Genomic DNA, 24,568 nt, shown 5'->3' on the forward strand with positions numbered 1-24,568 from the left:
TCGTGGCCCTGGTCAGGCTTCTCCCACTTTGTATACTAAGCGTACAGTGAATCCAACACCTGGAGATCGGCATCATGCACGACCCCGACCCGACGTTCATGCACGACAACTACGACGACATCCGTGACTTCCCGCTGGCCGACGGCGACGTCGTCATCTCCGGCTTCCCGAAGTCGGGCACCAACTGGATGCAGGTCATGCTGAGCGGGCTGTGGGACGGCTGGGGCACGCTGTCCGGCGGGTCTCGTCAGGTTCCCAACCTCTCCGGCAAGGACCGGCCCGGCTACCGCGGCTACCTGGCCTGTGTCGCGTCCCCCTCGCCGCGGCTGATCAAGACCCATCTTCCGGTCGAGTTGATGCCGAGGTCCTGGCCGGAGGCGGGCAAGGTCGTCCACATCACCCGTAACCCCAAGGATGTCTGCGTCTCGTACTTCTACGAGGTCAAGGGACTCCGGACACACGCGGCCGGGTCCCGCTACGAGACGGGCGACGACTTCTCGATCCACGACTTCGCCGAGCAGTTCGCGCGGGGCGAGGTGCCCTACGGCCCGTACACCGACAATGTCATCGGCTGGCGGCAGACCGAGCACCCGAGCCTGCTGAAGATCACCTACGAGCAGGCCCGCGCCGACGTGCGCGCCACCCTGGCCCAGGTGATCGAGTTCGTCGGCCGGCCGGTGTCGCGGGAACGGCTCGAGGAGGTCATCGCCAAGACCGAGTTCAACGCGATGCGCGACAACGACCTCCGCTTCGAGATCAACCACGCCGACCTGCGGGAAGGCCGCGAGGACGCGACGCCGTTCATGCGCAAGGGCATCGTGGGCGACTGGAAGCGCGAACTGTCCACCTACGACAGCGAACTCATCGACGACACCGTCGTGGCCCGGCTGGAGTCGGCCGGCGTCCACCTGACGTACGCGCCCGGCAGGACCTGATGTCCGGAGACGACACCGAGGCGCTACGGCGGGCCTGGGAGGGCTTCTGCGCCGGCCTCGGCGCGAAGCTCGCCTGGGCCGGAGCCGAGATCCTCGATCGCGGCGGTCCCGAGCTCGACCGGGTCGAGGGCCTCCGTGTTCTGCTGCGCGACATGCGCATGTCGGTGGAGCGCGCGGTGGAGCACCTGGATCGGGACTTCCCGTTCTTCGGCGACGGCTTCAACGACACCTATCACCTCATCGGCGACGCGCCCGACTACACGCTCCAGATCGCCTACGTGGACGGCGACGCCGAGTACGTGATCAGGGGCCAGACCGGCACCGCCGACTGCTTCACCTTCACCAGCCAGGGCCCGGCTCCCGGGTCGCCGGATCCGGGCGTCCTGATGAAGCTGGTCGACCCGGCGGCCAGCGCGGCGATCACCGGCACCCTCGACAGCGACGCCATCGCCATGGACCCGGACGGTCGCTTCGAGGTGATCGTGTCGCGGAAGCGTCCGGCCGCCGGCGCCTGGCTTCCGCTGGCGCCGAACTCGACGATGATCCTGGTCCGCAACGAGTTCCACGGCCGGTTCACCGACCACCGGCGCCACCGGCCGGCGAAGCTCACGATCTCCAGACGGTCCTCGCCGGAGCGTCCGGCCCCCTTACGAGCGGCCGACCTGCGTAGGGGGCTGGACCAGATCGTCCGCGAGACCGGCACCGCGACGGTGTCCCGGGGGCGGATGTTCGCGGAGTTCCAGCGGCAGGGCGTGGGGTTCGACGCCGCCCAGGACCGGTGGCAGGCCGGTGGCGGGAACCCCCGTACCGTCTTCCTGAGCGGGTTCTGGGAGCTGTCGCCCGGCCAGGCGCTCGTCGTGGACGTGGACGATCCGCCGAAGGCGAGCTTCTGGCTGCTCGGGCTGACCAACGCGTGGCTGGAGTCGCTCGACTTCCGCTTCCACCAGATGTATCTCAACAGCACGACGGCGACGTTCAGCCCGGACGGCGGGCTGCGGTTCGTCGTGGCCGCCGAGGATCCCGGCGTGCCCAACTGGCTGGACACCGCCGGTCACGAACGCGGGGTCCTGATGTGGCGATGGACCTACCCCGAGCGCCCGCCACCCGTCCCACGGATACGGCCGGTACGGCTGAGCGATCTTGTAGCGGGGAGGCGGTTCAGCGGTCCGTGACCCGGGCCGCGATGGTGAAGAGCACCGCCGCGAGCGTCGTCACCGCGCCGGACACGAACCAGGCGGCCTGGAACGAGCCGACCTCGACCACCCAGCCGAATCCCATCGGGCCGGCGATGCAGCCTGCGAAGATCACTGAAACGATGATCCGCAGTGGCCGGTCGGGGTCTGGGGCGAACGCGCTCACGGACGCCAGCTGATAGACGGGTGACCAGCCCCAGATGGTCACGAAGGCGATCACGATCGCCACCGCGAACGTCGTGGTGCTCCCGATCCCCAGGACGACGAACGTCGCCGCGGAGGCGAGGAGGATGTTCCGCGCGATGAGCAACGGGCGACGTCGTGCCCGGTCAGCCCGGACGCCGATGTAGATCCGGCTGACCACGCCGACGACGCCACCGAGCGCGACCAGCAGCCCGGCCGTCGACTCGGGGATCCCGTTGGCGCCGGCCGAGCTCACGATGAACGCCGAGAAGCTGTTCGCCGTGGCGAAGGCCATGGCCGCGCCGATCCCGAGCAGGAGGACCAGGGCGACGTTGACCGGCGCGCGGCCAGTGGCCGGCCGGGCTGCCCGGGGCCGGACGGTCGGTGTCACGAGCACGGTCGGCAGCATCAGCGCGGCTGCCGCGATGAAGGCCGCGCGCCAGCCCAGGGGCGCCGCGACCAGGGGCACGGCGATCCCGCAGAGTAGAGATGAGAGGGGGAGCGCGGCGAGCTTGACGCCGAAGGCGAAGCCTTGGCGCCGGCGGTCGACGGTCGTGCCGATGTAGGCGCCCGCGGCCGGTTCCACCAGGCTCTGGGCCAGGCCGGCGACGGCGACGGCCGGCACCAGGCCGGCCCACGAGCGGACGGCCAAGGCGATGGAGAGCAGGCTCCCTGCGGCCAGGAGAATGCCGGCCTGGATCATCCGCGTGTAGCCGATGCGCGGAGTGAGCCATCCGCCGGGTATCGACGCGACCGCCCCGGCCGCGAAGTACGCGCCTGTCACGACTCCGAGGCGGCCGGCGTCCAGGTTCAGTTCGCGCCCCATGCTGAACGCGAGTGACGCCGTCAGGTAGAGCGGGAGGAAGCACGCCAGCGGGCCCGCCACCGGGAGCAGCAGGTCGCGCCCTCGTGGCCGCACCGACGGCGGCGACCCGCATTCATCGACCGGCATGGAAGTCCGACGTCCGGCCGCATCCCGGCACCCCACCGTCGATCGTTGACAAGAACCGCGACCCGGTCTTCAGCATGACCACAGACTAAATGATACTGACCAGTCAGGGAACATCGAGGCGTCGGTCGCGACGAAACCCTTGACGCGATCGCCGCCCCTATGGACACTGACCATTCAGTAACACTAACTCGCTAGCTCTTGTACCTCCTGGGCCGTGCCCGGCGATGGCTACATGAAGCGGGAGGACCTGGTGGGGACACCCAAACACACATTCCGCCGACGGCCCTTCGCCGTTATCGCGAGCCTGCTCATCACCGTGCTGACGGTTGCCGCGTGCGGCGCCGACGGTGAGAGCGGCTCACCGTCAGCGACCGAGCCGATCCGAATTCTCGCTCTTCTCGCCACCTCCGGCCTCGCCGCACCCGCGGGTGCGCCGCTTCTCGCCGGAGTGAACGCCGCCGCCGACGTCGTGAACGCCAACGGCGGAGTGAACGGCAGGAAGGTCGAGGTCAAGACCCTGAACACGCAAAGCGACCCAACCCGGGCCGTATCGCTCTTCCAGAGCGAGGTGGCCTCCAGCAAGCCCGACCTGGTCTTCGCGGGCACCTCCAGCAGTGAGATCGTCGCCCTCGCGGCGGCCACCACGGCGGCGAAGGTCCCTGTCGTCTGTCCCAACCAGGCTTCGGCCGCGGGCGACGCCGCGCAGAACCCCTACATCTTCTCCGGCGCCGGAGCGAGCGACGTCCAGTCGCGGTTCTTCGCGAAGCAGTTCAAGGATGCGGGTTACACCGACGCCGGGCTGCTGCTCCCCAACAGCGCGGTCGGTGAGGCCCAGGAGGCGCCCTACGCCAAGGCGTTCAAAGATCTCGGGCTCAACCTGCGCATCGAGAAGTACGGCGCCGCGGACCTCGACATGTCCGCACCGCTCACCCGGCTGCGGGACGCGGGTAGCCAGGCAGTCGTGTTCTTCTCGGTCGGGCCCGCCGGCGGCTACATCATCAAGTCCCGGGCGAAGATCGGATTCGACGTCCCCTTCTACGGAGACTCGGCGGTCGCCACCGGCAACATCTCCGGTCTGTTCACGGCCGAGGAAGCCGAGGGCGTCGTGCTCAACGCCTATCAGGTCAGCGTCGCGCAGACGGAAGCCGAGACGTTGCCGGGCAAGAAGAAGCTCGTCGCGACGCTCGCCGAGGAGAAGATCACCTACACCACCCCGCTGCTGACCTACGCTCTCTCCTACGACACGGTCCTCGCGGCGATGAACGCCTTCATCACCGCGGGCGGCAAGACCGACGACCCGGACGGTTGGCGGGCCGCCATGGAGAACAATCCCACCGCCCCCTTCGAACCCGCGATGAGCAGCAAGTTCGACTGGACGAAGGACAGCCACTTCCGGGGTGACCCCGGACCTTATGTCCTGATCCCGGCGAACACACCGCTCGTCAACGGCCAGTACGACGTGCTGTAACACCCTCCGAGCCGGACGTCCCCGATAGTTGCCGGGGACGTCCGGCTCATGGAGTCAGTCGGCGGTGGTCAGGCCGTCCCACGCCAGCATGCGCCAGCCGCCGTCCATGGAGCCGTCGAGGATGACGTACGCGGTGTTGGGCAACGTCCGTTCCCGGATGAATCCGCCACCGATCGCACGCGCGGCGACCCACGTACGGATCATGGCCCCGTGACTGACCACCAGTGCGGTGTCGACGCCGTCCCAGCAGATGAGCTCGACGGCGGCGTCGAACCGAGCGAGAACCCGGTGCCCGGTGCCCGATCCGGGCATGACGACGCCCAGATCCCCCGTGGCCCAGGCGAAGGTGACTTCCCGGTAGGCCAGGATGGCCTCCTCGTCGGAGCGCAGGTCGAGGCTGCCCGCGGAGATTTCGTGCAGCCCGTCGCGGACCACCACGGAAAGCCCGCGGGCGTCGGCGACGATCGAGGCCGTCTGGCAGGCCCGCGTCATCGCCGACGAGCTGACCTGCTGGATGTCCTCGGGCCTCAGGTCACGGGACAGCCGTCGCGCCTGCGCCAGCCCGACGCTGTTGAGACCAGGGCCGGGCGGGCTGGTGTCGAGCGTGCGAGCGACATTGGTGGGGATCTCGCCGTGGCGAGCCAGGATCAGCCGCACGGGTACTCTCCGCCACCAATGCCGTTTTCCCGGGCCGTCACGCGGATGGAGCGCTGCCGGCGCGGTAGATGGTCTTGATACGCAGGTAGCTGTCGACCGACTCCGGCCCGAGCTCCCGGCCCAGACCGCTCTCCTTGTAGCCGCCGAAGGGTGCCTCCAGCGCGATCGAGAACTGGTCGACGCCGACCGTGCCGGTCTGCAACCGCCGCGCCACGTCGGTGGCGTGGTCGACGTCGCGGCTGAACACCGCTCCGCTGAGGCCGTACGCCGAGTCGTTGGCGATCGCGATCGCCTCCTCCTCACCGTCGTAGGGAATGATCGACAGGACCGGCCCGAAGATCTCCTCGCGCGCGATCCGCATGTCGTTGGAGACATCCCGGAACACGGTCGGCTCGACGTAGCAGCCGCCTTCGAGCCCCGCCGGTCGGCCGCCGCCGGTGGTCAGGCGGGCGCCCTCCTGCAACCCCGCCGCGATGTACGACTCCACCCGGGCGCGCTGCCGCGCGGACACCAGTGGTCCGAACACCGACTTCGGGTCAGCCGGATCACCGACCGGCACGCGGGCCAGTACCTCGGTGGCGAGCTCGACGACCTGGTCGTACTTGTCGCGAGGAGCCAGGACCCGGGTGCACGCCGTGCACTGCTGGCCGGTGTTGGGCAGGCACACCTCAAGGATCCGGGCGCCGAAGTCGTCGAGGTCGGCGTCGTCGAGCAGGATGGCCGCCGACTTGCCGCCGAGTTCCAGGGTGACCGGCTTGAGCTGGGCTCCGGCCCGGGCGGCGATGATCTTTCCGGTGGTCGACGAGCCGGTGAAGGCGATCTTGGCGATCAGCGGGTGATCGACCACGGCCTGGCCGGTCTCGGGGCCGCCGCTGACGATGTTGATCAGTCCAGGCGGGAAGCCGGCCTGCTCGATCGCCTCGCTGAGCAGGAACGCGTCGAGCGTGGTCTCCGGTGACGGCTTGATGACCACGGCGCATCCGGCGGCGAGGGCCGGCCCGAGCTTCCACGCGATGAGCCCCTGCGGGCCGTTCCACGGAATGATGAGCCCGGCGACGCCGATCGGCTCCTTGCGCACGATCGCGTAACCGGTGCTGGTCGGCCGGGTGCGTTCCAGCTCCAGGGTGTCCGCGACGCCGGCGAAGTACCGGTAGTAGCGGGCCGGGCGTTCCTCGTGGACGAGCCGGGAGAAGGAGATCGGCATGCCGTTCTCCGAACTCACCAGCCTCGCCATCTCCGCGCCGCGCTCCACATACGCGTCCGCCAGGCGGCGAATGTACCCGGCCCGATCCTTCGGCGTCAGCTCCGCCCAGCCGGACGTCCGGAACGCCCGGTCCGCCGCTTCGGCTGCCCGCGCGACGTCGGTCGCGTCACCGTCCACGATCGATCCGATGCGCTGCCCGTTGGCCGGGTTCACCACGTCGATGCGGTCGGCCGAGTGCGGCTCGACGTACTCTCCGCCGATGTAAAGATGCTTGATGTCGTGTTCCATAACCCTCGTCACCACTCCCGTTCCAGCACCACGACCGGAATGATTCGGTCGGTGCGTGTCGCGTACACGTCGTACTCCCAGAGCTGGACCATCCGCGTCCACAGGCGGTCGCGCTCTTCGCCCTCGGCCGTCCGGGCACGGGCGGTGAAACGGTCGGCCATGACCTGCAGGGTCACGACGGGATCCGCGAGGATGTTGAGGTACCAGTTGGGGTGGCGAGGGGCACCGCCCTGGGACGCGATCAGGATGTAACGGCCGTCGTCCTCGCCGAAGATCAGGGCGACCGTGCGCTCCTGCCCGGAGCGCCGCCCGCGGGTGGTCAGCAGGAGGGTCGGCGTCTCCGACCAGAGGTAGCCGTCCTTGCCGCCCGTCGCGATATACCGGGCGATGTGGTCTGCCTTGTCGGCGAACTGCGTGTCCCAGCCGGTGCGGCGCTTTCCTTCTCCGGTCACGCCATCGCCTCCATCACGTCGAGGTCGATCGCGGCGACCCCGAATTTGTAGACCGTCGCGGTCACGCGGAGCTCCGTCTGCATGTCCGGAGGGGTGACGAGCCAGATCCACAGACCGAAGACGGCGTGCCTGCGGTAGCTGTCCCAGGCCTCGTCCCAGTCCGGCGCGGGAGCGCCGTGCCCCGCCAGGGTCTCCAGGTAGCGTCGCAGCAGGTCCTTCTCCGAGCTGCGCCGGTCTTCCGGGTCGAGCGCCGACATCATCGTCTTGGCGACGTCGAGACTCCAGTGGCCGGCGCGTGCGCACTGCCAGTCCAGCAGGCCAGGACGGCCCTCGCCGTCGATGAACAGGTTGCCGGTGTGGGCGTCGCCGTGGACGAGGCAGGGAGTCGCTCTGCCGTCCAGGTCCAGCAGCCGGTAGAGGGTCTCCCGGAGGAACTGCGGGTCGCGGAACCGTTTCGGCAGCGCCCCGCCCCGGGGCATCTCGAGGAACTCGGGAATGCGCGCGGTGTAGAGGTCGTAGAACGGATCACGCTGGCCGAGCGGAATGCCGTGGTGCAGCCAGCGCCTGTCGTGGAGCCACGGTGCGTCCCACGTCATGGCGTGCATGGCGGCCTGTTGGGAGAGCACGTCATCGACCTGCTCCACGGTGAGGGACCGGTCCGCCGAACAGAACGTTCCGTCGCGGAGCGTCAGGTCCTCAAGCATGATGTACGCCGACTTGGTGTCGTCGTCGGAGCCGCAGGAGAAGCAGCGGGGCACGTTGAGCGGCAGGTCCGGCAACATGCGCCCGTACATGTACGCCTCCTTGGCGTACAGCCCTCCGTCGAGCATGACCGGGCTGTGCGGCGAGCCGAAGCAGCATTTCACGCACACCGACCGAGGGTAGGCCGGCGAGTCGTTCTCGTAGGTGAGATGGATTCGGGCCGTCATCGCGACCCCGGTGTTGATGGTTTCGACGGTGGCGGAGCTCACGATCAGCCCGGGAAACGACGGTGACAGCACCGTCGTCAACCATTCCGGGGTGAAGTCCGCCATCGCTCTCGGGATCGCCGAGCTCGTGGGTATTCCGGCAGTGTGCATGGAGCCTCCCAGGGATGTCACCGCCGTGTTACGAACATTTGGCGAAGTCTACCGAACGTATCGTATACATGCTAGAAGTGCTCTATGAGCAGAGCTGGTACTGGCACCGGGGCGTCGACGGTCATCGCCGAGGCGGCGGTGTTCACCGAACCCGGTCGCCCGCTCGACCTTCTCGACCTGGCTGTTCGTGCACCACTCGCCCACGAGGTGCGGGTACGACTCGCCGCCACGGGCGTCTGTCACACCGACCAGTCGATCTTCACGGGCGCCATTCCCTTCAAGCCGCCACTCGTACTCGGCCACGAGGGCGCCGGTGTGGTCGACGTGGTCGGATCCGCCGTGACCGGGTTGTCCCCAGGCGATCCCGTGATCCTGACCTGGCTGACGCAGTGCGGCTCGTGCTTCTACTGCGTGCGGTCGCAGCCCGAGCTGTGCGAGACCAAGCCGGCCACCGATCCGTCCGCCCCGCCGCGCCTCACCCGCGACGGCGATCCGGTCGCCCAGCTCGCGGGTGTCGGCACGTTCTCCTCCGTCGTGGTCGTCGACGCCGCCGCGGTCGTACGGCTTCCCGGCGACATGCCGATGACGAGCGCGTGTCTCGTCGGTTGCGGGGTGCTCACCGGCATCGGCGCCGCCCTCAACACCGCGAACGTCCGGCCGGGCGACGTCGTGGTCGTCCTCGGCTGCGGCGGCGTGGGCCTCAACGTGGTCCAGGGCGCGCGGATCGCCGGCAGCTCCCGCATCGTCGCCGTCGACCTGATGCCGGAGAAGCTCGAGCTCGCCCGCCGGTTCGGCGCGTCCACCGTGATCCAGGGGACGGACCCGGCCGCGACGATCGAGTCGGTCAGGGAGCTGACCGGCGGACGCGGCGCGGACGTGGTGTTCGAGGTGGTGGGCCTGCCGTCGACAGCCCGGCAGGCACTCGAGCTGACGCGGCCGGGTGGCCGGATGTGCCTGGTGGGGGCGGCGCCGCTGGGCGCCGCCATGGACGTGCCGATGTACCTGCCATTCGTCAGCCAGCAGAAGTCGATCATCGGCTGCCGCTGCGGCTCGACCAATATCGCGCGCGACGTGTCGTTCATCGTCGAGCGGTACCGGCGCGGAGATCTTCTTCTGGACGAACTCGTGGGGAACACCGTCCCGCTCACGAAGATCAACGACGTGATGGACAACCTCGACAGCGCGGCCGTGGCCCGCACAGTGATCGACTTCGCGGTCTAGACGCGTGATGTGCCCGAAGGAGAAGTTCCATGAATCTGGCTGACATCGACGTCCTCAACCCGGAGATCTACCAGCAAGGACTGCCCCACGATCAGTTCGCCTACCTGCGGCGGAACGCGCCGTGCTTCCTCCAGTCGAACCGCGAACCCGGCATGATCGAGTCCGGGTGGATCCTCACCCGGCACAGCGACGTCAGGAATGTCAACCGCGACGCGGTGAACTTCCTCAACTACAAGGGTGTCAGCCCGAAGAAGTCGGGCCCGACGCTCAAGAGCAACGGGAAACCGGCCATGACCAGCCTCGACGGGCCGGAGCACCACCGGAATCGCCTGCTGGTGAGCCAGGCCTTCACGCGCCGGTCGATCAAGATGTTCGAAAACTCCTTCCGCGATCTGGCCGCGTCGATCGTCACCAAGGCGCTGGAGAAGAAGTCCTTCGACTTCGTGCGGGACGTCGCCGTCGAATTGCCCATGCAGGTGATCTGCAACCTGATGGGCGTCCCGGAGGAGGACCGCTACCGGGTTCTGGCCTGGTCCAACACGATCGCCGCGCCGATGGACCCGGAATACTCGCCATCCCCTGAAGCCCAGCTGGAGGCGATGCACGGCCTCTGGGACTACGGCCTCTACCTCGCGGATCTCCGCCGGGACGATCCCGGTGACGACATCATGTCGAAGCTCACCAGGGCCGTCGACGGGGATCGGCTGACCAACGAGGAGCTGATGGGCTTCACGCTCCTGCTGATCGGCGCCGGTAACGAGACGACACGCAACGCCCTGTCGCACGGTATGCACGCACTGGTCCACAACCCCCTCCAGATGGCGTGGCTCCGCCGGCACCTCGACCGCGTTCCCGACCCGGCGGTGGAGGAGATCCTGCGCTGGGCCACGCCGGTGGTGTTCATGCGCCGCACGGCGGCTCGGGACATCGAGATGCACGGCTCGACCATCAAGGAGGGGGACGCCGTGATCATGATGTACGCCTCCGCCAACTTCGACCCCGACGAGTTCAAGGACCCCATGTCGTTCGACCTGACGCGGAGCCCCAACTCGCATCTCACCTTCGGCTTCGGGAACCACTTCTGCCTCGGCGCCTTCGTCGCGCGTCTGGAGATCCGCATCCTCCTCGAAGAGTTCCTGCGGCGGACGGGCGACGTGCGTCTCGACGACGAACCGACCTACGGGCGTGACTGCTACTTCCGGCCCGTGAAGCGGATGCCGGTGACCGTCTCGCCGGCGTAGGGCTGGAAGGAGCCAACGGTGTTGATCTCGGTTGACCGCGAGGTCTGCCAAGGCCATGGCCAGTGCGCGATGGTCGACCAGTCGCTGTTCCCCCTCGACGGTGCGGGGTACAGCGCGGTGGGGGACGGGGTGACCGTCGATCCGGGCAAGGAGGACGACGCCGAACTCGGGGTGAACGTCTGCCCGGTGCAGGCGTTGCGGCTGGATTAGCCGCTGTCGCGCGGCCCCACCCCCGGCCGGGGGTGGGGCTTTCCAGGCCGGCCGCTACGAGGCGGCCGCACGCCGCACGGCGTCGGTCATCACGGCCGGGTCGCCGTCGGCCCAGACCTGGTTGAACACGATCTGGGTGAGCTTCCAGACGCCGTCGACCTCGACCATGCGGTCGTCGTACCATCCGGCGATGAGATAGAGGCGGTCCGGCTGGTCGGCGGTGCGCAGCACGTGCTGGGCCGTGACGTACGAACGCACCGCCAGCTCGCGGGGCTCCGGATCGACCACCAGGTTGCACACTGCGTGGTGCGAGGCGTCCAGGCCGTCCATCAGCTTGCGCACCTGAGCGATCCAGCCGTCGGCGCTCAGCGTCATGGCGGACTTGTAGCCGAGGCTGCGGAAGTCGACGAGGAGCTCGTCGGCCAAGGAGGCCCGGTAGCCGGCCCAGTCCCGGCAATCAAGGGCCCAGACGTAGCGATGCTTGGCCTCGCGAGCCTGCTCGTAGAGCGAGCCGGTGCCGGCCGTCACGAGCCGATCGCCTTCAAGAAGCCGGGCACGTCCTGGTAGAAGATGGTGATCCGGCTGATCTTCCCGTCGGTGAAGGTGAAGAACTCGGCGAGCGGCGTGGTGTACTCCTGGCCGGTGGCCCGGCTGACCGCCGTGATCACATTCAGCTTGACCACGGTGCCCTCGTTCTCGGCGTACCACATCGGGCCGTCGCTCCACCGGCGCCAGGTCGCCGCGAAGATCCGGCGGAACTCGTCGAAGCCGGCCAGGCCGGTGAACGTGCCACCGTACGGGATCGCGTCCGGTTCCTCGATCCGCACGTCCTCGGCGACCATCTCGCGCGCGGTGTCGAACCGGCCGGAGTTCATGAGGCCTACGAAGGTCTTGAGCCGTTCGGTGTCGGTGGTCATCGGTCCGCCTCTCGTTACATATGTAGTCGGAACGTTCAGTATACTATGATGGCTCGTGGGTTCGATCGACGGAGGGAAATGACATGGACGATCGGGAAGCGGTCATCGTCTCGGCCCGGAGGACGCCGTTCGGCCGGCGCCGGGGCGGGCTGTCCACCGTCCACCCGGCGGAGCTCCTGGCCGGCGTGCACGCCGCCGCTCTGGAGAGTGCCGGCCTCACCTCCACGGACGTGGATCTGGTGCTCACCGGCGCGGTGACGAAGATCGGCGAACAGGCGTACAACATCGGCAGGATCGCCGTACTGACCGGAGGCATGCCGGTCGAGGTCCCGGCCGTGACCCTGGACGCGCAGTGCGGATCGAGCCAGCAGGCGGTCAACATGGCGGCCTCGTCGATCGCAGCGGGCACCGCCGACATCGTCCTGGCCTCCGGAGTCGAGTCGATGTCCCGGGTGCCGCTGGGCAGCGACCGGGAACTGGGCGCGGGTGACCCCCTCACGGACCGCTACCGCGAGCAGTACCCGGTCGTGTCGGCCGGGGAATCCGCCGAGATGATCGCCGAGAAGTGGGGCATCAGCCGGGCCGAGTGCGACGAGTTCGCCTGGAACTCCCACCAGCGGGCGCTGCGGGCGCGGGCGGCCGGCGCCTTCGACGCGGAGATCGCCCCGGTCGTCGCCGAGGACGGCGTCCGCGTGACGGCCGACGAGCCGGTCCGCGACAGCAGCCTCGACGACCTGCGCGCGCTCAAGCCGGCCTTCCGCGCGGACGGCTTCCACACGGCGGCGAGCTCCTCCCCGATCACCGACGGCGCCGCCGCGGTCGTGGTCATGAGCGCGGCCGCCGCGCGGGCCCGGGGACTGCGGCCGCTCGCGCGGATCGCCGGGCAGTCGATCGTCGGCGTCGACCCCACACTGCGGCTCACCGGGCCGATCCCGGTCACCCGCGCCCTGCTGGACTCCACCGGCCTCACCCTCGACGACATCGACCTGTTCGAGGTCAACGAGGCGTTCGCGAGCGTCGTCCTGGCCTGGCTGCGTGAGTACGACGTCGACCCGGCCCGGGTCAACCGCAACGGGGGCGCCATCGCCCTGGGCCACCCCGTCGGCGCCACCGGAGCGCGCCTGGTGACGACCGCCGTCCACGACCTCGTCCGTACCGGGGCCCGCCGCGCGCTGGTGGCCATGTGCACCGGCGGCGGCCTGGGCACCGGCACCGTGCTGGAGCGGATCGCGCGCTGACTGCGGGGTCAGCTCCGAGGGGGTGATCCAGAGTCACGGCGCGCGAAGAACTCGGTGATCTTGGCCTGGGCGGTCTCGGAGTCCATGGCGATGATCTGGGCCGTGTTCTCCATCCGCACCGCGTCCTCCAGGCTGATGCCGCCGGAGGCGTTCAGGGCCCGTTTGGTCATCCAGATCGCCAGCATGTCGTGGGCGGCGATCTGGTCGGCGAGGTCGAGCGCCGTGGCGAGCAGCCGGTCGGCGGGCGCGACCCGGTTGACCAGTCCCAGCCGCAGGGCCTCGTCGGCGTCCACCACCCGGCCGGTCAGCATCAACTCGGCCGCCACGCCCGAGCCCACCAGCCGGGGCAGGGTCCAGGAGAGCCCGGCGTCGCCGGAGGAGATCCCGATGTTGACGAAGGCCACGCCGAAGGTGGCCGCGGTGCTGGCCACCCGCATGTCGCAGGCGACGGCGATCGACATGCCACCGCCCCGCGCCGGGCCGTTGACCGCCGCGATCGTCGGTGTCGTCAGCGAGTGGACCAGCAGCAGGCAGCGCACCTCGTCGTCGATGCCGATGAGCCGCTCGCCGATCGACTGGCTCCGGCCGGCCTGCACCTCCGTCAGGTCGTGCCCGGCGCAGAACCCACGGCCCGCCCCGGTGAGCACGATCACCTTCACCTCGCGGTCGCGGTCCAGCTCCTGGAGCCGGTCCGCGAGCGTCACGAACAGCTCGTTGTTCAGGGAGTTCAGGCTCTCCGGACGGTTCAGGGTCACCATGGCGACGCCAGGTCGCGGCCGGTCGACCAGGATCGTGTCAGTCATGTTCAACGCCTCTCATTCGTTGTTCTCCTTCCCGCTGGCACGCCGTCGAGGTGAGGTGGGGGACCTCACCGGGCGAACTGAACACCAGTCCCCGGTAGCCGTCCCCGGCCACCTCGTCCAGCTCGCGCCGGTACCGGGGCGCGCCGCCGGTATAGATGAGGTAGCGCGTGCGGTCGTGGCCGGGGATGTTCGGGTTGTACCCGGTGAACCAGGACTTGGCCTTGCGCAGTAACTGCCGCTGGTAGAGGTCCTGGATGTGCTGCGTCCACTCCTTCTCGGCCCCGGGTTCGCACTCGAGCCGGTTACAGCCGAGGTCGGTGACGTGGGCGAACAGGTGGGCGGCCCAGTCGACGGACGTCTCGATGGCACGCGGGAAGTTGGTGGCGACCGAGGCCGAGTGGGGCCCGCCGAGCATGACGAGGTTGGGGAAGCCCGCGATGAGCGCGCCGAGATAGGTCGTCGGGCCGTCGGCCCACCTCTCCCGGAGCTTCACCCCGTCCCGTCCCCGGAAGTCGATGCGGTCGTACGATCCGGTGATCGCGTCGAAGCCGGTGGCGTACACGATGACGTCGAGGTCGAACTGGCCCGCGCTGGTGGCGACGCCCGTCTCGTTGATCTCGACGATCGGCGTTTCCTCCAGGTCGACGAGACGCACGGACTCGTGGTTGTACGCCTCGTAGTAGCCGGTCTCCAGCGGGACCCGGTGCACGCCGAAGCCGTGGTCCCTGGGAATCAGCTTCTCCGCCGTGACGGGGTCGTGCACCCGCTCGCGGATCTTGCCCGCGACGAAGTCGGAGAACTCCCGGTTGGCGTCCTCGTCGAGCAGGATGTCGCGGAAGTTGCCCAGCCAGATGCCGAAGCCGGGGGAGGCGTACAACCTCTCCCACAGGGCGAGCCGCTCCTCCCGCGACACCTCGTGGAACGGCCGCCGGTCGGGGCCGTGGATGAATCCCCCGGGGGTCTCGGCGCACCGGGCGAAGATCTCGTCGTAGCTGGCCTTGATGTGCGCCATCTCCTCGGCGCCGATGGGGCTGTTGTTCAGCGGCGCGCACCAGTTCGGCTTGAGCTGGAAGACGTCGAGGCCGGCGACCCGGCCCGCCAGCTCGGCGATGATCTGCACGCCGGTCGACCCGGTTCCGATGACCCCGACCCGTTTCCCGGTGAGGTCCAGGCCCTCCGGCCAGTCGTAGGTGTGGAACGAGACGCCGCGGAAGCTCTGGATCCCGGGGATGCGCGGTTTCATGGGTGCCGACAGCAGGCCGAGGGCCGTCAGGAGGAACCGGCAGGTGAGGCGCTGGCCGTCGCCGAGTTCGAGGGTCCAGGTGCTGGTGTGGTCGTCGAAGACGGCGGATCGGACCACGCTGTCGAACCGGATGTGCCGGCGCAGGTGGAACCGGTCGGCCACGTGGTTCAGGTAACGCAGCGTCTCGGGCTGGGCCGCGAAGTGCTCGCTCCAGTCCCACTCCTGGAGGAGGTCGGCGGAGAAGGAGTATCCGTAGGTGTAGCTTTCGGAGTCGAACCGGCAGCCGGGGTAGCGGTTCTTGTACCAGGTGCCCCCCAGCCCGGGGTGGGCTTCCAGGGCGATGACGTCGCGGCCCGTCTCCAGGAGACGGTGCAGGGCGTACAAGCCACACAGCCCGGCCCCGATGACGATGAACTCGTGATCTGGCCCTCGGTCAGATGCTCCTGCCACGTTGCTCACCGTGCGGCTCCCCTTCTTCGACGTTGGCACTCGCTCACAGCAAAGTATACTGACCGGTCAGAGGCTGAATGTCAAAACTGTGTCGTTCGGGCCAGGGGCTTTTCCTGCTGGTAGAGCACGACACGCTGGACCGAGCCGGCGAACCGCCGCCGCAGGTCCTCGCGGAGCCGCGCGGGTGTGGTGACGGTCGCGACGGCCTCGATCACCTCGTCGGGAACCCGCCCGGCCATGTCGCTCCAGGCGCCCCGGCGGGACAGCGTGTGCAGTTCCTCGCCCAGGTCCGTCCAGCCGTGCAGGTCGAGGAGGGGCCGGTAGGCCGGGGTGCTGGCATAGAAGGCCACCTGGGCCCGGATGGCGTCGAGCTGCCCGGCCTCCTCGGCCGGATCGTCCGAGGCCGCCACGAACGGGGGGTACACCACCTGGAACTCGCCCCGGAGCGGGCGCAGCCGGTTGGCGAGCCCCTTCCTGAGGTTGGGGAGGGTCACCTCGTGCAGGAACCGCTCCGACATGAACCGGTGGATCACCAGCCCGTCGGCCACCTGGCCCGCCAGTTCGGTCATCGCCGGTCCAAGGGCGCCGAGATACACCGGCGGGCGGCCGTACGGACAAGCGCCCGGAGAGAACGCCGCCGTCATCAGCGTGTGCGTGTAGAACTCCCCGGCGAAGTCGAGCGGGGCGCCCTTCTCCCAGGAGTCCCAGATGGCGTGCAGGGCGAGCACCATCTCGCGCATCCGCCCGACGGGCCTGCCCCACGGCATGGAGAAACGGCGCTCGATGTGCGCGCGTACCTGGGTGCCAAGACCGAGCACGAACCGTCCCCGCGTGGTGAGCTGCAGGTCGTTGGCGAGCTGGGCGAGGGTCATCGGGCTGCGGGCGAAGCCCACGGCGACGGCGGTGCCGAGCCGGAGGCCGGTGTCGCCCGCGGCGGCGGTGTTCACCAGGAGAAAGGGGTCATGGCGGGTCTCGATCACCCAGCCGCCGTCGAAGCCTTCGGCCTTGGCGGCGGCGACCGATTCGGCGATACCCACCGGTGTGGGGTCGAGCATGCGATCGAATTGCATCAGGGGTCCTCCTGGGGCCGGAGACACGGTTGCGTGTGTATACTAATCGTTTAGTGCGGTTATGGAAGCAGGTGAGGGGCATGGCTGGCAGTGGCGAGGCCGTCGCGGCGGTCGTGGGCATCGGGCGAACGGCCTACACCAGGAACCTGGCCGGTCCGCGGTCGCCGTTGTCGCTGGCCGCCGAGGCGAGCCGCGCGGCGATCGCCGACGCCGGGCTCGACGTCGCCGACATCGACGGGGTCGCGTCGTACAGCATGAACGACAGCGCCACCTTCGGGCAGGTGCCGTACGCGATCGGCGCCGGCGAGCTGACCTGGAACCTCGACGTCTACGCGGGCGGCACCGGCTCCTTCACCTCGGTGCACGCGGCGGCCATGGCGGTCACCTCCGGCGTGTGCCGCTACGCGCTGGTGTACCGCTCCCTCTGCGGCCGGTCGGGCCTGCGCTACAGCCAGAGCTCCGGCATGGCGAGCCTGCTCAACCACCCCGACCAGCCGTTCGACTTCGCCTCCGGCTACGCCGTACCCCCGCAATGGTTCGCGATGTGGGCCCGGCGGCACCAGGCGAGATACGGCACCACGTCGGAGGACCTCGGCGCCCTGGCCATCACCGAGCGCGCGCACGCGGGGCGTAATCCGCACGCGGTGATGCGCGACCCGCTCACCCTCGACAGGTACCTCGGCTCCCGGCTGGTCTCCGACCCCCTGCGGGTCTACGACTGCTCGCTGGAGGTGGACGGCGCCTGCGCCCTGGTCGTCACCACGCCGGAGCGGGCCGCGGACCTGGCCCAGCCGGTCGTGCTCATCAGGGGCGGCGAGTTCACCTGGAACACCGGAGGGTCGTGGAACAACTGGCCCGACTTCACCGAGATGTACACCGCCAGGATCGCGGACCGGTTCTGGGGCCGTTTCGGACTGCGCCCCGCCGACGTCGACGTGGCCTGCGTCTACGACTGCTTCACCTACACCCTGCTCGTCTCGCTCGAAGGGCTGGGTTTCTTCAAGCCCGGCGAAGGGGGCGACTACTTCCGCGACGGCCGGGCCACCTATGGGGGCGACGTCGTGGTGAACCCCCACGGCGGCCTTCTCTCCGAGGGATACATCCATGGTTTCAACCATCACTACGAGGCCGTCGCGCAACTGCGCGGGCAGGCGGGCGAACGCCAGGTCGACGGTGCGAGGACGGCTGTGGTGACCGCGGGCGGCGGCCCCTACGGCGGCGCGCTCCTGTTCGAGGCCGCCCGATGAGTGACGTGAGCGCCTTCCAGCCGGTCCCCGACCCGCTGACCGCCCCGTTCTGGGACGGCGCCCGCGACGGGCGGCTGATCCTGGCCCGTTGCCCCCGCTGCCTCGCCTGGCAACACCCACCCCTGGAGATGTGCCGGGCCTGCGCCGTCCGGCTCCGGCCGGAGGCCGCGCCGTTGTGGGGTGTGGTCTACAGCGGCACGGTGATGCGCCACCCGGCCGTCCCGCTCTACGCCACTCCCTACACCGTGGTGATCGTCGAGGTCGGGGGAGCCGGCGGGCCGAGGATCGTGGCCCGGGTGGCGGACGCCGAAGGCGACGTCGCCCCGGGGACGCGGGTGGACATCGCCATGCGGCCCCTGCCGGGCGGGGACTTCATGGTCCCGGTCGCCCTCGTGGGGACCCCAGAAACGGGAGCGCCGAGGTCATGAGCCAGTCGCGACTCAACGAGGAGCAGGCCCGTTCGCTGGCTCTGGGCCTGGTCGCCGACCTGCCGCCCGCCCGGACGCCGGCGCGGGACTTCCTGGCCGCCCAGTTCGACCGGGGCCTGGCCTGGATCAACCATCCCGTGGGCGCCGGCGGGCTCGGCGCCGACGTGCGCTTGCAGGCCGCCGTCAACCACGTGATCGCGGCGGCCGGCGGCCCGGACGCCGCCGCGGTCAACCCCATCGGCCACGGGATGTGCGCGCCCACCCTGGTGGTGTGGGGCACGGAAGAACAGCGCCGCCGCCACCTGCGCCCGCTGTTCTCCGGCGAGGAGATCTGGTGCCAGCTGTTCAGCGAACCCGGCGCGGGCAGCGACGTGGCGGGCCTGGCGACCCGCGCCCGCCGCGACGGCGACGAGTGGGTGGCCGACGGCCAGAAGGTGTGGACCACCATGGCCCACCAGTCGTCGTGGGGCCTGCTCATCGCCAGGACCGACCCGGACGTGGTCAAACACCAGGGGCTGACCGCGTTCGTCCTGGACATGTCGGCGCCCGGGGTGGACGTGCGCCCGCTGCACCAGCTCACCGGGGAGGCCGAGTTCAACGAGGTCTTCCTCGACCGGGTGCGTATCCCCGACCTGGCGCGGCTGGGTGAAGTGGGTGACGGCTGGAAGGTCGTGCTCACCACGCTGATGAACGAGCGGGTGTCGATCGGCGGTGTCATCCCGCCGCGCGGCTCGGGCCCGATCGCACGGCTCGTCGACCGGTACCGCGAACTCGTCCGGGCCGACCCCGCGACCGCCCGCCTCCACACCGACACCGTCGCCGGGCTCTGGGTCCGGGCCGAGGTGCTGCGCCTGGCCAACATCCGGCTGAGCCAGCTGCGCACCGGCGAGACCCCCGGCCCCGAGGGCTCGATCTCCAAGATCATGGCGGCCGACCTGGCCAAGGACGTCTACTCCGAGCTGGTGACCCTGATGGGCGCCGAGGGCCTGTTGTACGGGACATACGAGAAGGTGCGGCCCGTGGTGGCGATGGAGTACTCCACGCCGCAGAAGGCGTTCCTGCGCAGCCGGGCCAACTCGATCGAGGGCGGCACCAGCGAGGTCATGAAGAACGTGCTGGCCGAGCGGCTCCTCGGTCTCCCCGGCGACCCGAGGGCCGACAAGGACGTGCCCTGGCGCGTCATCCCGAGAAGCTGAAAGCGAGGAACCGAATGACCCCCAAGCCGGAGAGCGCCGCCAAGGACGCCGTGCTGATCGACACGCACCCCCTCGGGGAGACGGGCGCGTACGCCGCGCTGCTCACCCTGAACCGGCCCCACGAGCTGAACCCGCTGGACCTGCCCATGCTGCTGCGGCTGCGGGAACTGCTGGCGGAGTGCGACGCCGACGACAGCGTGCGTGTCATCCTCATCACCGGCGCCGGGACCGCCTTCTCCGCCGGCGGAGACCTCAAGAAGTACATCGCGATGCAGAAGGACCCGGTCGGCTGGTCGCACTTCCTGGAGGAGGCGCACCTGACCTTCCTCGCCATGCGCCTGCACCGCAAGCCGGTCGTCTCCCTGGTCAACGGGGTCGCGGTCGCCGGCGGCCTGGAGGTCATCGTCTGCTCCGACTTCGCCTACGCCGCCGAGTCGGCGCGGATCGGCGACGCCCACCTCCGGTACGGCCAGATGGGCGGCGGCGGCGCGCTCTCCCTGATCCCCCGGGCGATCGGCGCCCAGCGCGCGCGGGAACTGATCTTCTCGGGCCGGATCCTCCCGGCCGCGGAGGCGCTGGAGTGGAACATCGTCAGCCGGGTGGTGCCGGACGACCAGCTCCTGCCGGCCGGCCTCGAGTTCGCCGAGCACGTGGCCCGCATGAGCCCGCTCGCGGTCGCCAACGCCAAGTTCGTCATCAACGAGAGCATCGAGACCGGGCTCGGCGTAGCGGCCCAGATGCGGCTGGAACTGGAGCGGGCGGCCCGCTACAACCTGACCTCCCACGACGCCGCCGAGGGTCTCATCGCCTTCTCGGAGAAGCGCGTCCCGAAATTTCTCGGAAAGTGAGCACGGCGGACATGTCAGATCTCAGCTTCGAGGGCCGCGTCGCCCTCGTCACCGGCGCGGGCGGCGGGCTCGGCCGCGAGTACGGCCTGCTGCTGGCCGCGCGCGGCGCGCACGTCGTGGTGAACGACCTGGGGGGCGACGTCGGCGGTCACGGCGCGGGCGGGGGAGCCGCCCAGCGGGTCGTCGAGGAGATCCGCGCCCTCGGCGGATCGGCCGTGGCGAACACCGGTTCCGTCGCGTCGTTCGATGGCGCGGCGGCCATGGTCGCCCAGGCGGTCGAGACGTTCGGCCGGATCGACATCCTGATCAACAACGCCGGGATCCTGCGCGACAAGGCTTTCCACAACATGTCGGCGTCGGAGATCGACGTGGTCCTCGACGTGCACCTGCGGGGGACGTTCTACGTCACGCGGCACGCCTGGCCGCACATGCGGGCCGCGTCGTACGGGCGGGTCGTCAACACCTCCTCGAACTCCGGCCTGATCGGGAACTTCGGGCAGTCGAACTACGGCGCCGCGAAGATGGGGATCGTCGGCCTCACCCGGGTCCTGGCGAAGGAGGGGGCACGCCGGGGAATCCACGTCAACGCCGTCGCGCCCGCCGCCCGGACCCGGATGACCGAGTCGGTGCTGTCCCCCCAGGCCGCTGAGGCCCTGGAACCCTCCCGAGTGGCCCCGGTCGTGGCCTGGCTCGCACACGAGAGCTGCCCGGCGACCGGCGAGGTCATCTCGGCGGGCGCGGGCCGGGTCGCCCGCTACTTCGTCGGTCTCACCCCGGGGTTCCTGTCGCGTGACCTCACGGTGGAGAAGGTCCGCGACCACTGGGACGAGGCCCGCGACACCGGTGGCTTCATCGTCCCCGACGATCCGGCCGAGGAGATGGCCCTCCTCATGAAGCAGTGGACGTGACATGGGGGAGAACCGTTTCGGAGAGGTACGGATCGGCGTCGCCGACCGGGTCGCGACCCTGACCCTGGCGGCGCCCGAGCGCCGCAACGCGCTGACGCCCGGCTTCGTCGACGACATCGTGGCCGCGGTCGGCCACGCGGAATCACGTGACGACGTGGGCGCGCTGGTGGTAGCCGCGGAGGGCGCCGCCTTCTGCGCCGGAGCCGACCTCGGGGAGCTCGACGGCGCGGACGAGAGTGTGCTGCGCCGTATCTACGCCGCCTTCCTCCGGGTCCGCGCCACCCCGCTGCCGACGGTGGCGGCCGTCGCGGGCCCGGCCGTCGGCGCCGGGCTGAACCTGGCCCTCGCCTGCGACCTGCGGATCGCCGGGCGTTCCGCGGTCTTCGACGCCCGGTTCGCCGCCATCGGGCTCCACCCGGGCGGCGGGGTGTCCTGGTTGCTGCGCGAGGCGGCGGGGCCGTCGGCGGCGGCCGCGATGTTGCTGTTCGATCAGCGGGTCGACGGCACGACCGCGGCGCGGATCGGCTTGGCCTGGGCGTGTTTCGACGACGACCAGGCGCTCGCCGAGGCACAGCGGCTGGCCGCCCGGGCGGCCCGGGTGCCGGCCGGCCTGTCGACGCTGATCAAGTCCACGCTGGCCGACACCCGGGGCCTGGACCACACCGGGAGCCTGGAGCTGGAGCTGGAGCGGCAGGTGTGGTCGACGACCCAGCCGTGGTACCGGGAGCGGCGCGCCGCGCGCCCCCGTTCGAAAGGATGAGGACCACCGTGGACTTCACATACACCGACGAGCAACTCGAACTGCGTGCGGTGCTGCGCAAGTACCTCACGACGCACTCGCCGGAGAGCGTGGTGCGCGAACTGATGGAGGATCCCCGGGGATACGACCGGGCTCAGTGGAAGGACCTGGCCGACCAACTCGGCCTCCAGGGCCTGATGGTGCCGGAGGAGTACGGCGGCCTCGGCCTGGGCGCCGTCGAGCTGGGCGCGGTGATGGAGGAACTCGGCGCCCACCTGGCGTGCCTGCCGTTCCTGTCCACCTCGGTGCTCGCGACGACGGCGCTGCTCTCGGCCGGGGGCCAGGCGGCCGCCGCGTGGTTGCCGGGCATCGTCGCCGGGGAGGTGACCGCCACCGTGGCGGTCACCGAGGGGCGGGGCGCCTGGGACACGGCCGCCGTCGCCACCAAGGCCGTGGCCGTGGCCGGCGGCCGTCACCGGCTCACCGGGGTCAAGACCTTCGTGCTCGACGGGCACACCGCCGACCTGATCCTGGTCGCGGCCCGGCTCGACGGCGAGCTGCGGCTCTTCGCCGTGGAGGCGGACGCGCCCGGCCTCAGCCGCCACCCCTGCTCGACCATGGACCAGACCCGCAGGTTCGCCACGCTGGAGTTCGGCGGCGCCACCGCCACGCCGATCGGCGGCGACGCGGAGGCGGTGCTGGACCGGGTGCACCACGTCGCCCTGGCCGCCCTGTCGGCCGAGCAGGTCGGCGGCGCGCAGCGTTGCCTGGACATGGCCGTCGAGTACGCGAAGACTCGTTTCCAGTTCGGCCGCCCGATCGGCTCCTTCCAGGCGATCAAGCACAAGTGCGCCGACCTGCTCATCCTGATCGAGGCCGCCAGGGCCGCGTCGGCCTTCTCCCTCTGGTCGGCCGACGCCGACCCCGACGGGCTGCCGCTCGCCGCCGCGATGGCGAAGATCACCTGCTCGGAGGCGTTCTTCCGCGCGGCGGCCGACACCATCCAGATCCACGGCGGGATCGGGTTCACCTGGGAGCACCCGGCCCACCTCTACTTCAAACGCGCGAAGTCCAGCGAACTGCTGTGGGGGGACCCGGCGCTGCACCGAGAGCGGATCAGCCGCCTCCTGGAGCTCACCGTGTGAGCGGGGCGGCGGAGATACCGGAGAAGAACAGCCGGACGAAGACGGTGGCGAGCTGCTCGGGGGTCAGCGGCCCGGCGGGCCGGTACCATCGCGCCGCCGAGTTCAGCATGCCGACGAGCGTACGCGTGAGGAAACCGACGTCGAAGGCGGCCAGCTCGCCGTTGGCTATACCTTTGGAGAGCAAGTCGGAGTAGTGGCCCAGCCACTGGTCGCGAAGCCGGTCGACCCGCCGGAAGGCCTCGCCGTCCAGATACCGCATGTTGTCGTTGACCACGGCGATTGCGTCGACGTGGGTGCTGAGGAAGCCCAGGTGCGCGCAGACCAGGCGGTGCATCGACGTGATCGCCCGCTCACTCGGCCGGGGCGCGGACGCCAGCACGTCGATCCCGCCGCGGAAGGTGGCGCCGATGACCTCTTCGAGCAGGTCGTTCTTGTAGCCGGCGTGGTACATCACCGCGCCCTTGGTGACGTTGGCGACCTCGGCCAGGTCGCGCATCGAGGTCGCGTGGAAGCCGCGGCTGGCGAAGCTCGTGGTGGCCGCGCGCCGCACCCGCTCCCTGGCTCCCTGCGGCTCGGCGTCCTCCGTACGGGCCGGGGGCGGGCCGCACGGGCGCAGGTCGATGTCGCGGTCGGCGGCGGCGCCGTACAGGAACAGGCGGGTGTTGGCGGCGGCGAGCCGGTCGACGCTCATCGTGCCGCCGGGGGAGTACCAGCGGTACATCTCGGTCATCGCGCCGAGGATCGCCTGCGCGACCGCGCGGGCCGGCAGGTCGTGGAACGCGCCCGAGGTCACCCCCCGCTCGATGATGCCGACGGCCCGCCGTTCGTAGGCGTCGCGGCGCTCCTCGATCCGGCGCGCGTGGGCGCCGTCGAGGTGCTTGCGCTCCTCGAAGAAGACGCTGATCTCCGTGGTGTGGTCGGCGACCATCGCGACGTGCAGCCGGATCAGCTCGGTGAGTTCGACGGCCGGGTCGCCGGAGTCCGGCGGGAGGTTGTCGAGCACCGAGGCGTACCCCGCGAAGCTGTCGTGGATCTCGAAGAGCAGTTCGTCCTTGGTGCTCATGTAGCGGTAGAGCGTGCGCTTTGTGATCTTCGCGGCCCTGGCGACGTCGTCCATCGTCGTGGCGTCGAAGCCGTGGTCGGCGAACAGCCGCGTGGCGCAGCGTAGGATCTCCGCGCGGCGCTCGTCGGCCGGCTTGCGGTTGGACGCCATGGGTGGTCTCCCGTCACGGCGCACGCCGCGGGTCCGTGCG

25 protein-coding genes are annotated in these 24,568 nt (G+C 70.0%); 14 read left to right on the forward strand and 11 right to left on the reverse strand.

The genetic code is table 11. The features are described 5' to 3' along the window. Nucleotides 1-74 precede the first annotated feature (74 nt). Both Aple_RS00930 and Aple_RS00935 read left to right on the forward strand, forming a co-directional pair. On the forward strand, nucleotides 75-935 hold the full coding sequence (locus tag Aple_RS00930; RefSeq protein ID WP_155342480.1) for a sulfotransferase domain-containing protein: 861 nt from the start codon (nucleotides 75-77) through the stop codon (nucleotides 933-935). Continuing rightward, the gene (locus Aple_RS00935; RefSeq protein ID WP_155342481.1) at nucleotides 935-2,107 is read left to right on the forward strand and encodes a DUF1214 domain-containing protein; all 1,173 of its coding nucleotides are present in this window, start codon (nucleotides 935-937) and stop codon (nucleotides 2,105-2,107) included. The genes Aple_RS00930 and Aple_RS00935 overlap by 1 nt, the downstream gene beginning before the upstream one ends. Here the strand turns inward: Aple_RS00935 and Aple_RS00940 are convergent. Further along, a complete protein-coding gene (locus Aple_RS00940) occupies nucleotides 2,094-3,263 on the reverse strand; it encodes an MFS transporter (RefSeq protein ID WP_155342482.1) in 1,170 nt (389 codons plus the stop codon). The genes Aple_RS00935 and Aple_RS00940 overlap by 14 nt on opposite strands. 232 nt (nucleotides 3,264-3,495) lie before the next feature. Between Aple_RS00940 and Aple_RS00945 the strand changes: the two genes are divergently transcribed. After that, complete coding sequence (locus Aple_RS00945) at nucleotides 3,496-4,731, forward strand: ABC transporter substrate-binding protein (RefSeq protein WP_155342483.1); 1,236 nt, start codon at nucleotides 3,496-3,498, stop codon at nucleotides 4,729-4,731. Between the two features lie 54 nt (nucleotides 4,732-4,785). Here Aple_RS00945 and Aple_RS00950 read toward each other — a convergent pair whose 3' ends face one another. The 4 genes from Aple_RS00950 to Aple_RS00965 are packed head-to-tail and all read right to left on the reverse strand — an operon-like array spanning nucleotide 4,786 to nucleotide 8,411. Next, nucleotides 4,786-5,388 (reverse strand): histidine phosphatase family protein, encoded by a 603-nt coding sequence (locus tag Aple_RS00950; RefSeq protein ID WP_155342484.1) that lies wholly within the window; start codon nucleotides 5,386-5,388, stop codon nucleotides 4,786-4,788. Nucleotides 5,389-5,425: 37 nt separating this feature from the next. Then, nucleotides 5,426-6,880 (reverse strand): aldehyde dehydrogenase, encoded by a 1,455-nt coding sequence (locus tag Aple_RS00955; protein WP_155342485.1) that lies wholly within the window; start codon nucleotides 6,878-6,880, stop codon nucleotides 5,426-5,428. 8 nt (nucleotides 6,881-6,888) lie between these two features. After that, nucleotides 6,889-7,332: a nitroreductase family deazaflavin-dependent oxidoreductase gene (locus Aple_RS00960; protein WP_155342486.1), complete on the reverse strand. Its 444-nt coding sequence runs from the start codon at nucleotides 7,330-7,332 to the stop codon at nucleotides 6,889-6,891. Continuing rightward, nucleotides 7,329-8,411, reverse strand: a complete 1,083-nt coding sequence (locus Aple_RS00965) for a phosphotransferase family protein (RefSeq protein WP_155342487.1) — start codon at nucleotides 8,409-8,411, stop codon at nucleotides 7,329-7,331. Before Aple_RS00965 ends, Aple_RS00960 begins: the two co-directional genes overlap by 4 nt. Nucleotides 8,412-8,495: 84 nt before the next feature. Here Aple_RS00965 and Aple_RS00970 point away from each other — a divergent pair, with 84 nt between their 5' ends. Genes Aple_RS00970 through Aple_RS00980 form a run of 3 tightly spaced genes read left to right on the forward strand, consistent with a single transcriptional unit; the run spans nucleotide 8,496 to nucleotide 11,083 of the window. Then, nucleotides 8,496-9,632 (forward strand): zinc-binding dehydrogenase, encoded by a 1,137-nt coding sequence (locus Aple_RS00970; RefSeq protein WP_155342488.1) that lies wholly within the window; start codon nucleotides 8,496-8,498, stop codon nucleotides 9,630-9,632. A gap of 29 nt (nucleotides 9,633-9,661) precedes the next feature. Then, nucleotides 9,662-10,873 (forward strand): cytochrome P450, encoded by a 1,212-nt coding sequence (locus tag Aple_RS00975; RefSeq protein ID WP_155342489.1) that lies wholly within the window; start codon nucleotides 9,662-9,664, stop codon nucleotides 10,871-10,873. An 18-nt stretch (nucleotides 10,874-10,891) separates the two neighbouring features. Continuing rightward, nucleotides 10,892-11,083, forward strand: a complete 192-nt coding sequence (locus tag Aple_RS00980; RefSeq protein ID WP_155342490.1) for a ferredoxin — start codon at nucleotides 10,892-10,894, stop codon at nucleotides 11,081-11,083. Between the two features lie 54 nt (nucleotides 11,084-11,137). Here Aple_RS00980 and Aple_RS00985 read toward each other — a convergent pair whose 3' ends face one another. Then, nucleotides 11,138-11,611, reverse strand: a complete 474-nt coding sequence (locus tag Aple_RS00985) for a nuclear transport factor 2 family protein (protein WP_155342491.1) — start codon at nucleotides 11,609-11,611, stop codon at nucleotides 11,138-11,140. After that, nucleotides 11,608-12,000 (reverse strand): nuclear transport factor 2 family protein, encoded by a 393-nt coding sequence (locus tag Aple_RS00990; protein WP_155342492.1) that lies wholly within the window; start codon nucleotides 11,998-12,000, stop codon nucleotides 11,608-11,610. The genes Aple_RS00985 and Aple_RS00990 overlap by 4 nt, the downstream gene beginning before the upstream one ends. Nucleotides 12,001-12,083: 83 nt before the next feature. Between Aple_RS00990 and Aple_RS00995 the strand changes: the two genes are divergently transcribed. Continuing rightward, the gene (locus Aple_RS00995; RefSeq protein WP_155342493.1) at nucleotides 12,084-13,238 is read left to right on the forward strand and encodes a thiolase family protein; all 1,155 of its coding nucleotides are present in this window, start codon (nucleotides 12,084-12,086) and stop codon (nucleotides 13,236-13,238) included. An 8-nt stretch (nucleotides 13,239-13,246) separates the two neighbouring features. Here Aple_RS00995 and Aple_RS01000 read toward each other — a convergent pair whose 3' ends face one another. The 3 genes from Aple_RS01000 to Aple_RS01010 form a co-directional block, all read right to left on the reverse strand. Next, nucleotides 13,247-14,041, reverse strand: coding sequence for an enoyl-CoA hydratase/isomerase family protein (locus Aple_RS01000; RefSeq protein ID WP_155342494.1), 795 nt, complete (start codon nucleotides 14,039-14,041; stop codon nucleotides 13,247-13,249). Next, nucleotides 14,034-15,734 (reverse strand): flavin-containing monooxygenase, encoded by a 1,701-nt coding sequence (locus Aple_RS01005; protein ID WP_155342495.1) that lies wholly within the window; start codon nucleotides 15,732-15,734, stop codon nucleotides 14,034-14,036. The genes Aple_RS01000 and Aple_RS01005 overlap by 8 nt, the downstream gene beginning before the upstream one ends. Before the next feature lie 80 nt (nucleotides 15,735-15,814). Beyond that, nucleotides 15,815-16,804 carry a TIGR03617 family F420-dependent LLM class oxidoreductase gene (locus tag Aple_RS01010; protein WP_155342496.1) on the reverse strand — a complete coding sequence of 330 codons (990 nt, stop codon included), beginning with the start codon at nucleotides 16,802-16,804 and terminating at the stop codon, nucleotides 15,815-15,817. Nucleotides 16,805-16,884: 80 nt separating this feature from the next. On the opposite strand from Aple_RS01010, the gene Aple_RS01015 reads away from it, so the two are divergent. The 7 genes from Aple_RS01015 to Aple_RS01045 are packed head-to-tail and all read left to right on the forward strand — an operon-like array spanning nucleotide 16,885 to nucleotide 23,315. Beyond that, a complete protein-coding gene (locus tag Aple_RS01015; protein WP_174889772.1) occupies nucleotides 16,885-18,051 on the forward strand; it encodes a thiolase C-terminal domain-containing protein in 1,167 nt (388 codons plus the stop codon). Then, complete coding sequence (locus Aple_RS01020) at nucleotides 18,048-18,479, forward strand: Zn-ribbon domain-containing OB-fold protein (RefSeq protein ID WP_155342497.1); 432 nt, start codon at nucleotides 18,048-18,050, stop codon at nucleotides 18,477-18,479. The genes Aple_RS01015 and Aple_RS01020 overlap by 4 nt, the downstream gene beginning before the upstream one ends. Further along, nucleotides 18,476-19,675, forward strand: a complete 1,200-nt coding sequence (locus Aple_RS01025) for an acyl-CoA dehydrogenase family protein (RefSeq protein ID WP_155342498.1) — start codon at nucleotides 18,476-18,478, stop codon at nucleotides 19,673-19,675. The genes Aple_RS01020 and Aple_RS01025 overlap by 4 nt, the downstream gene beginning before the upstream one ends. 14 nt (nucleotides 19,676-19,689) lie before the next feature. Beyond that, the gene (locus tag Aple_RS01030) at nucleotides 19,690-20,523 is read left to right on the forward strand and encodes an enoyl-CoA hydratase/isomerase family protein (protein ID WP_155342499.1); all 834 of its coding nucleotides are present in this window, start codon (nucleotides 19,690-19,692) and stop codon (nucleotides 20,521-20,523) included. A gap of 11 nt (nucleotides 20,524-20,534) precedes the next feature. Beyond that, the gene (locus Aple_RS01035; protein ID WP_155342500.1) at nucleotides 20,535-21,431 is read left to right on the forward strand and encodes an SDR family oxidoreductase; all 897 of its coding nucleotides are present in this window, start codon (nucleotides 20,535-20,537) and stop codon (nucleotides 21,429-21,431) included. A 1-nt stretch (nucleotide 21,432) separates the two neighbouring features. After that, entirely contained in the window at nucleotides 21,433-22,191 is a 759-nt protein-coding gene (locus Aple_RS01040) for an enoyl-CoA hydratase-related protein (protein WP_155342501.1), read from the forward strand. Nucleotides 22,192-22,199: 8 nt separating this feature from the next. Continuing rightward, nucleotides 22,200-23,315 carry an acyl-CoA dehydrogenase family protein gene (locus tag Aple_RS01045; RefSeq protein WP_155342502.1) on the forward strand — a complete coding sequence of 372 codons (1,116 nt, stop codon included), beginning with the start codon at nucleotides 22,200-22,202 and terminating at the stop codon, nucleotides 23,313-23,315. On the opposite strand, the gene Aple_RS01050 is transcribed toward Aple_RS01045, so the two are convergent. Further along, nucleotides 23,305-24,528 carry a TetR-type transcription factor C-terminal domain-containing protein gene (locus tag Aple_RS01050; RefSeq protein WP_170321213.1) on the reverse strand — a complete coding sequence of 408 codons (1,224 nt, stop codon included), beginning with the start codon at nucleotides 24,526-24,528 and terminating at the stop codon, nucleotides 23,305-23,307. The two genes, Aple_RS01045 and Aple_RS01050, sit on opposite strands and share 11 nt — an antisense overlap. Between the last annotated feature and the right edge of the window lie 40 nt (nucleotides 24,529-24,568).

It is taken from the genome of Acrocarpospora pleiomorpha, assembly GCF_009687885.1.
GTDB classification, from domain to species: Bacteria; Actinomycetota; Actinomycetes; order Streptosporangiales; family Streptosporangiaceae; genus Acrocarpospora; species Acrocarpospora pleiomorpha.

Coding starts and splice junctions, on each gene's coding strand:
- Aple_RS01020 (WP_155342497.1), top strand. CDS start 18,048: ATGAGTGACGTGAGCGCCTTCCAGCCGGTCCCCGACCCGCTGACCGCC.
- Aple_RS01010 (WP_155342496.1), bottom strand. CDS start 16,804: ATGCAATTCGATCGCATGCTCGACCCCACACCGGTGGGTATCGCCGAA.
- Aple_RS01025 (WP_155342498.1), top strand. CDS start 18,476: ATGAGCCAGTCGCGACTCAACGAGGAGCAGGCCCGTTCGCTGGCTCTG.
- Aple_RS01015 (WP_174889772.1), top strand. CDS start 16,885: ATGGCTGGCAGTGGCGAGGCCGTCGCGGCGGTCGTGGGCATCGGGCGA.
- Aple_RS00945 (WP_155342483.1), top strand. CDS start 3,496: ATGAAGCGGGAGGACCTGGTGGGGACACCCAAACACACATTCCGCCGA.
- Aple_RS00970 (WP_155342488.1), top strand. CDS start 8,496: ATGAGCAGAGCTGGTACTGGCACCGGGGCGTCGACGGTCATCGCCGAG.
- Aple_RS01050 (WP_170321213.1), bottom strand. CDS start 24,528: ATGGCGTCCAACCGCAAGCCGGCCGACGAGCGCCGCGCGGAGATCCTA.
- Aple_RS00975 (WP_155342489.1), top strand. CDS start 9,662: ATGAATCTGGCTGACATCGACGTCCTCAACCCGGAGATCTACCAGCAA.
- Aple_RS01030 (WP_155342499.1), top strand. CDS start 19,690: ATGACCCCCAAGCCGGAGAGCGCCGCCAAGGACGCCGTGCTGATCGAC.
- Aple_RS01040 (WP_155342501.1), top strand. CDS start 21,433: ATGGGGGAGAACCGTTTCGGAGAGGTACGGATCGGCGTCGCCGACCGG.
- Aple_RS01035 (WP_155342500.1), top strand. CDS start 20,535: ATGTCAGATCTCAGCTTCGAGGGCCGCGTCGCCCTCGTCACCGGCGCG.
- Aple_RS01000 (WP_155342494.1), bottom strand. CDS start 14,041: ATGACTGACACGATCCTGGTCGACCGGCCGCGACCTGGCGTCGCCATG.
- Aple_RS00935 (WP_155342481.1), top strand. CDS start 935: ATGTCCGGAGACGACACCGAGGCGCTACGGCGGGCCTGGGAGGGCTTC.
- Aple_RS00995 (WP_155342493.1), top strand. CDS start 12,084: ATGGACGATCGGGAAGCGGTCATCGTCTCGGCCCGGAGGACGCCGTTC.
- Aple_RS00930 (WP_155342480.1), top strand. CDS start 75: ATGCACGACCCCGACCCGACGTTCATGCACGACAACTACGACGACATC.
- Aple_RS00990 (WP_155342492.1), bottom strand. CDS start 12,000: ATGACCACCGACACCGAACGGCTCAAGACCTTCGTAGGCCTCATGAAC.
- Aple_RS00965 (WP_155342487.1), bottom strand. CDS start 8,411: ATGCACACTGCCGGAATACCCACGAGCTCGGCGATCCCGAGAGCGATG.
- Aple_RS00940 (WP_155342482.1), bottom strand. CDS start 3,263: ATGCCGGTCGATGAATGCGGGTCGCCGCCGTCGGTGCGGCCACGAGGG.
- Aple_RS00955 (WP_155342485.1), bottom strand. CDS start 6,880: ATGGAACACGACATCAAGCATCTTTACATCGGCGGAGAGTACGTCGAG.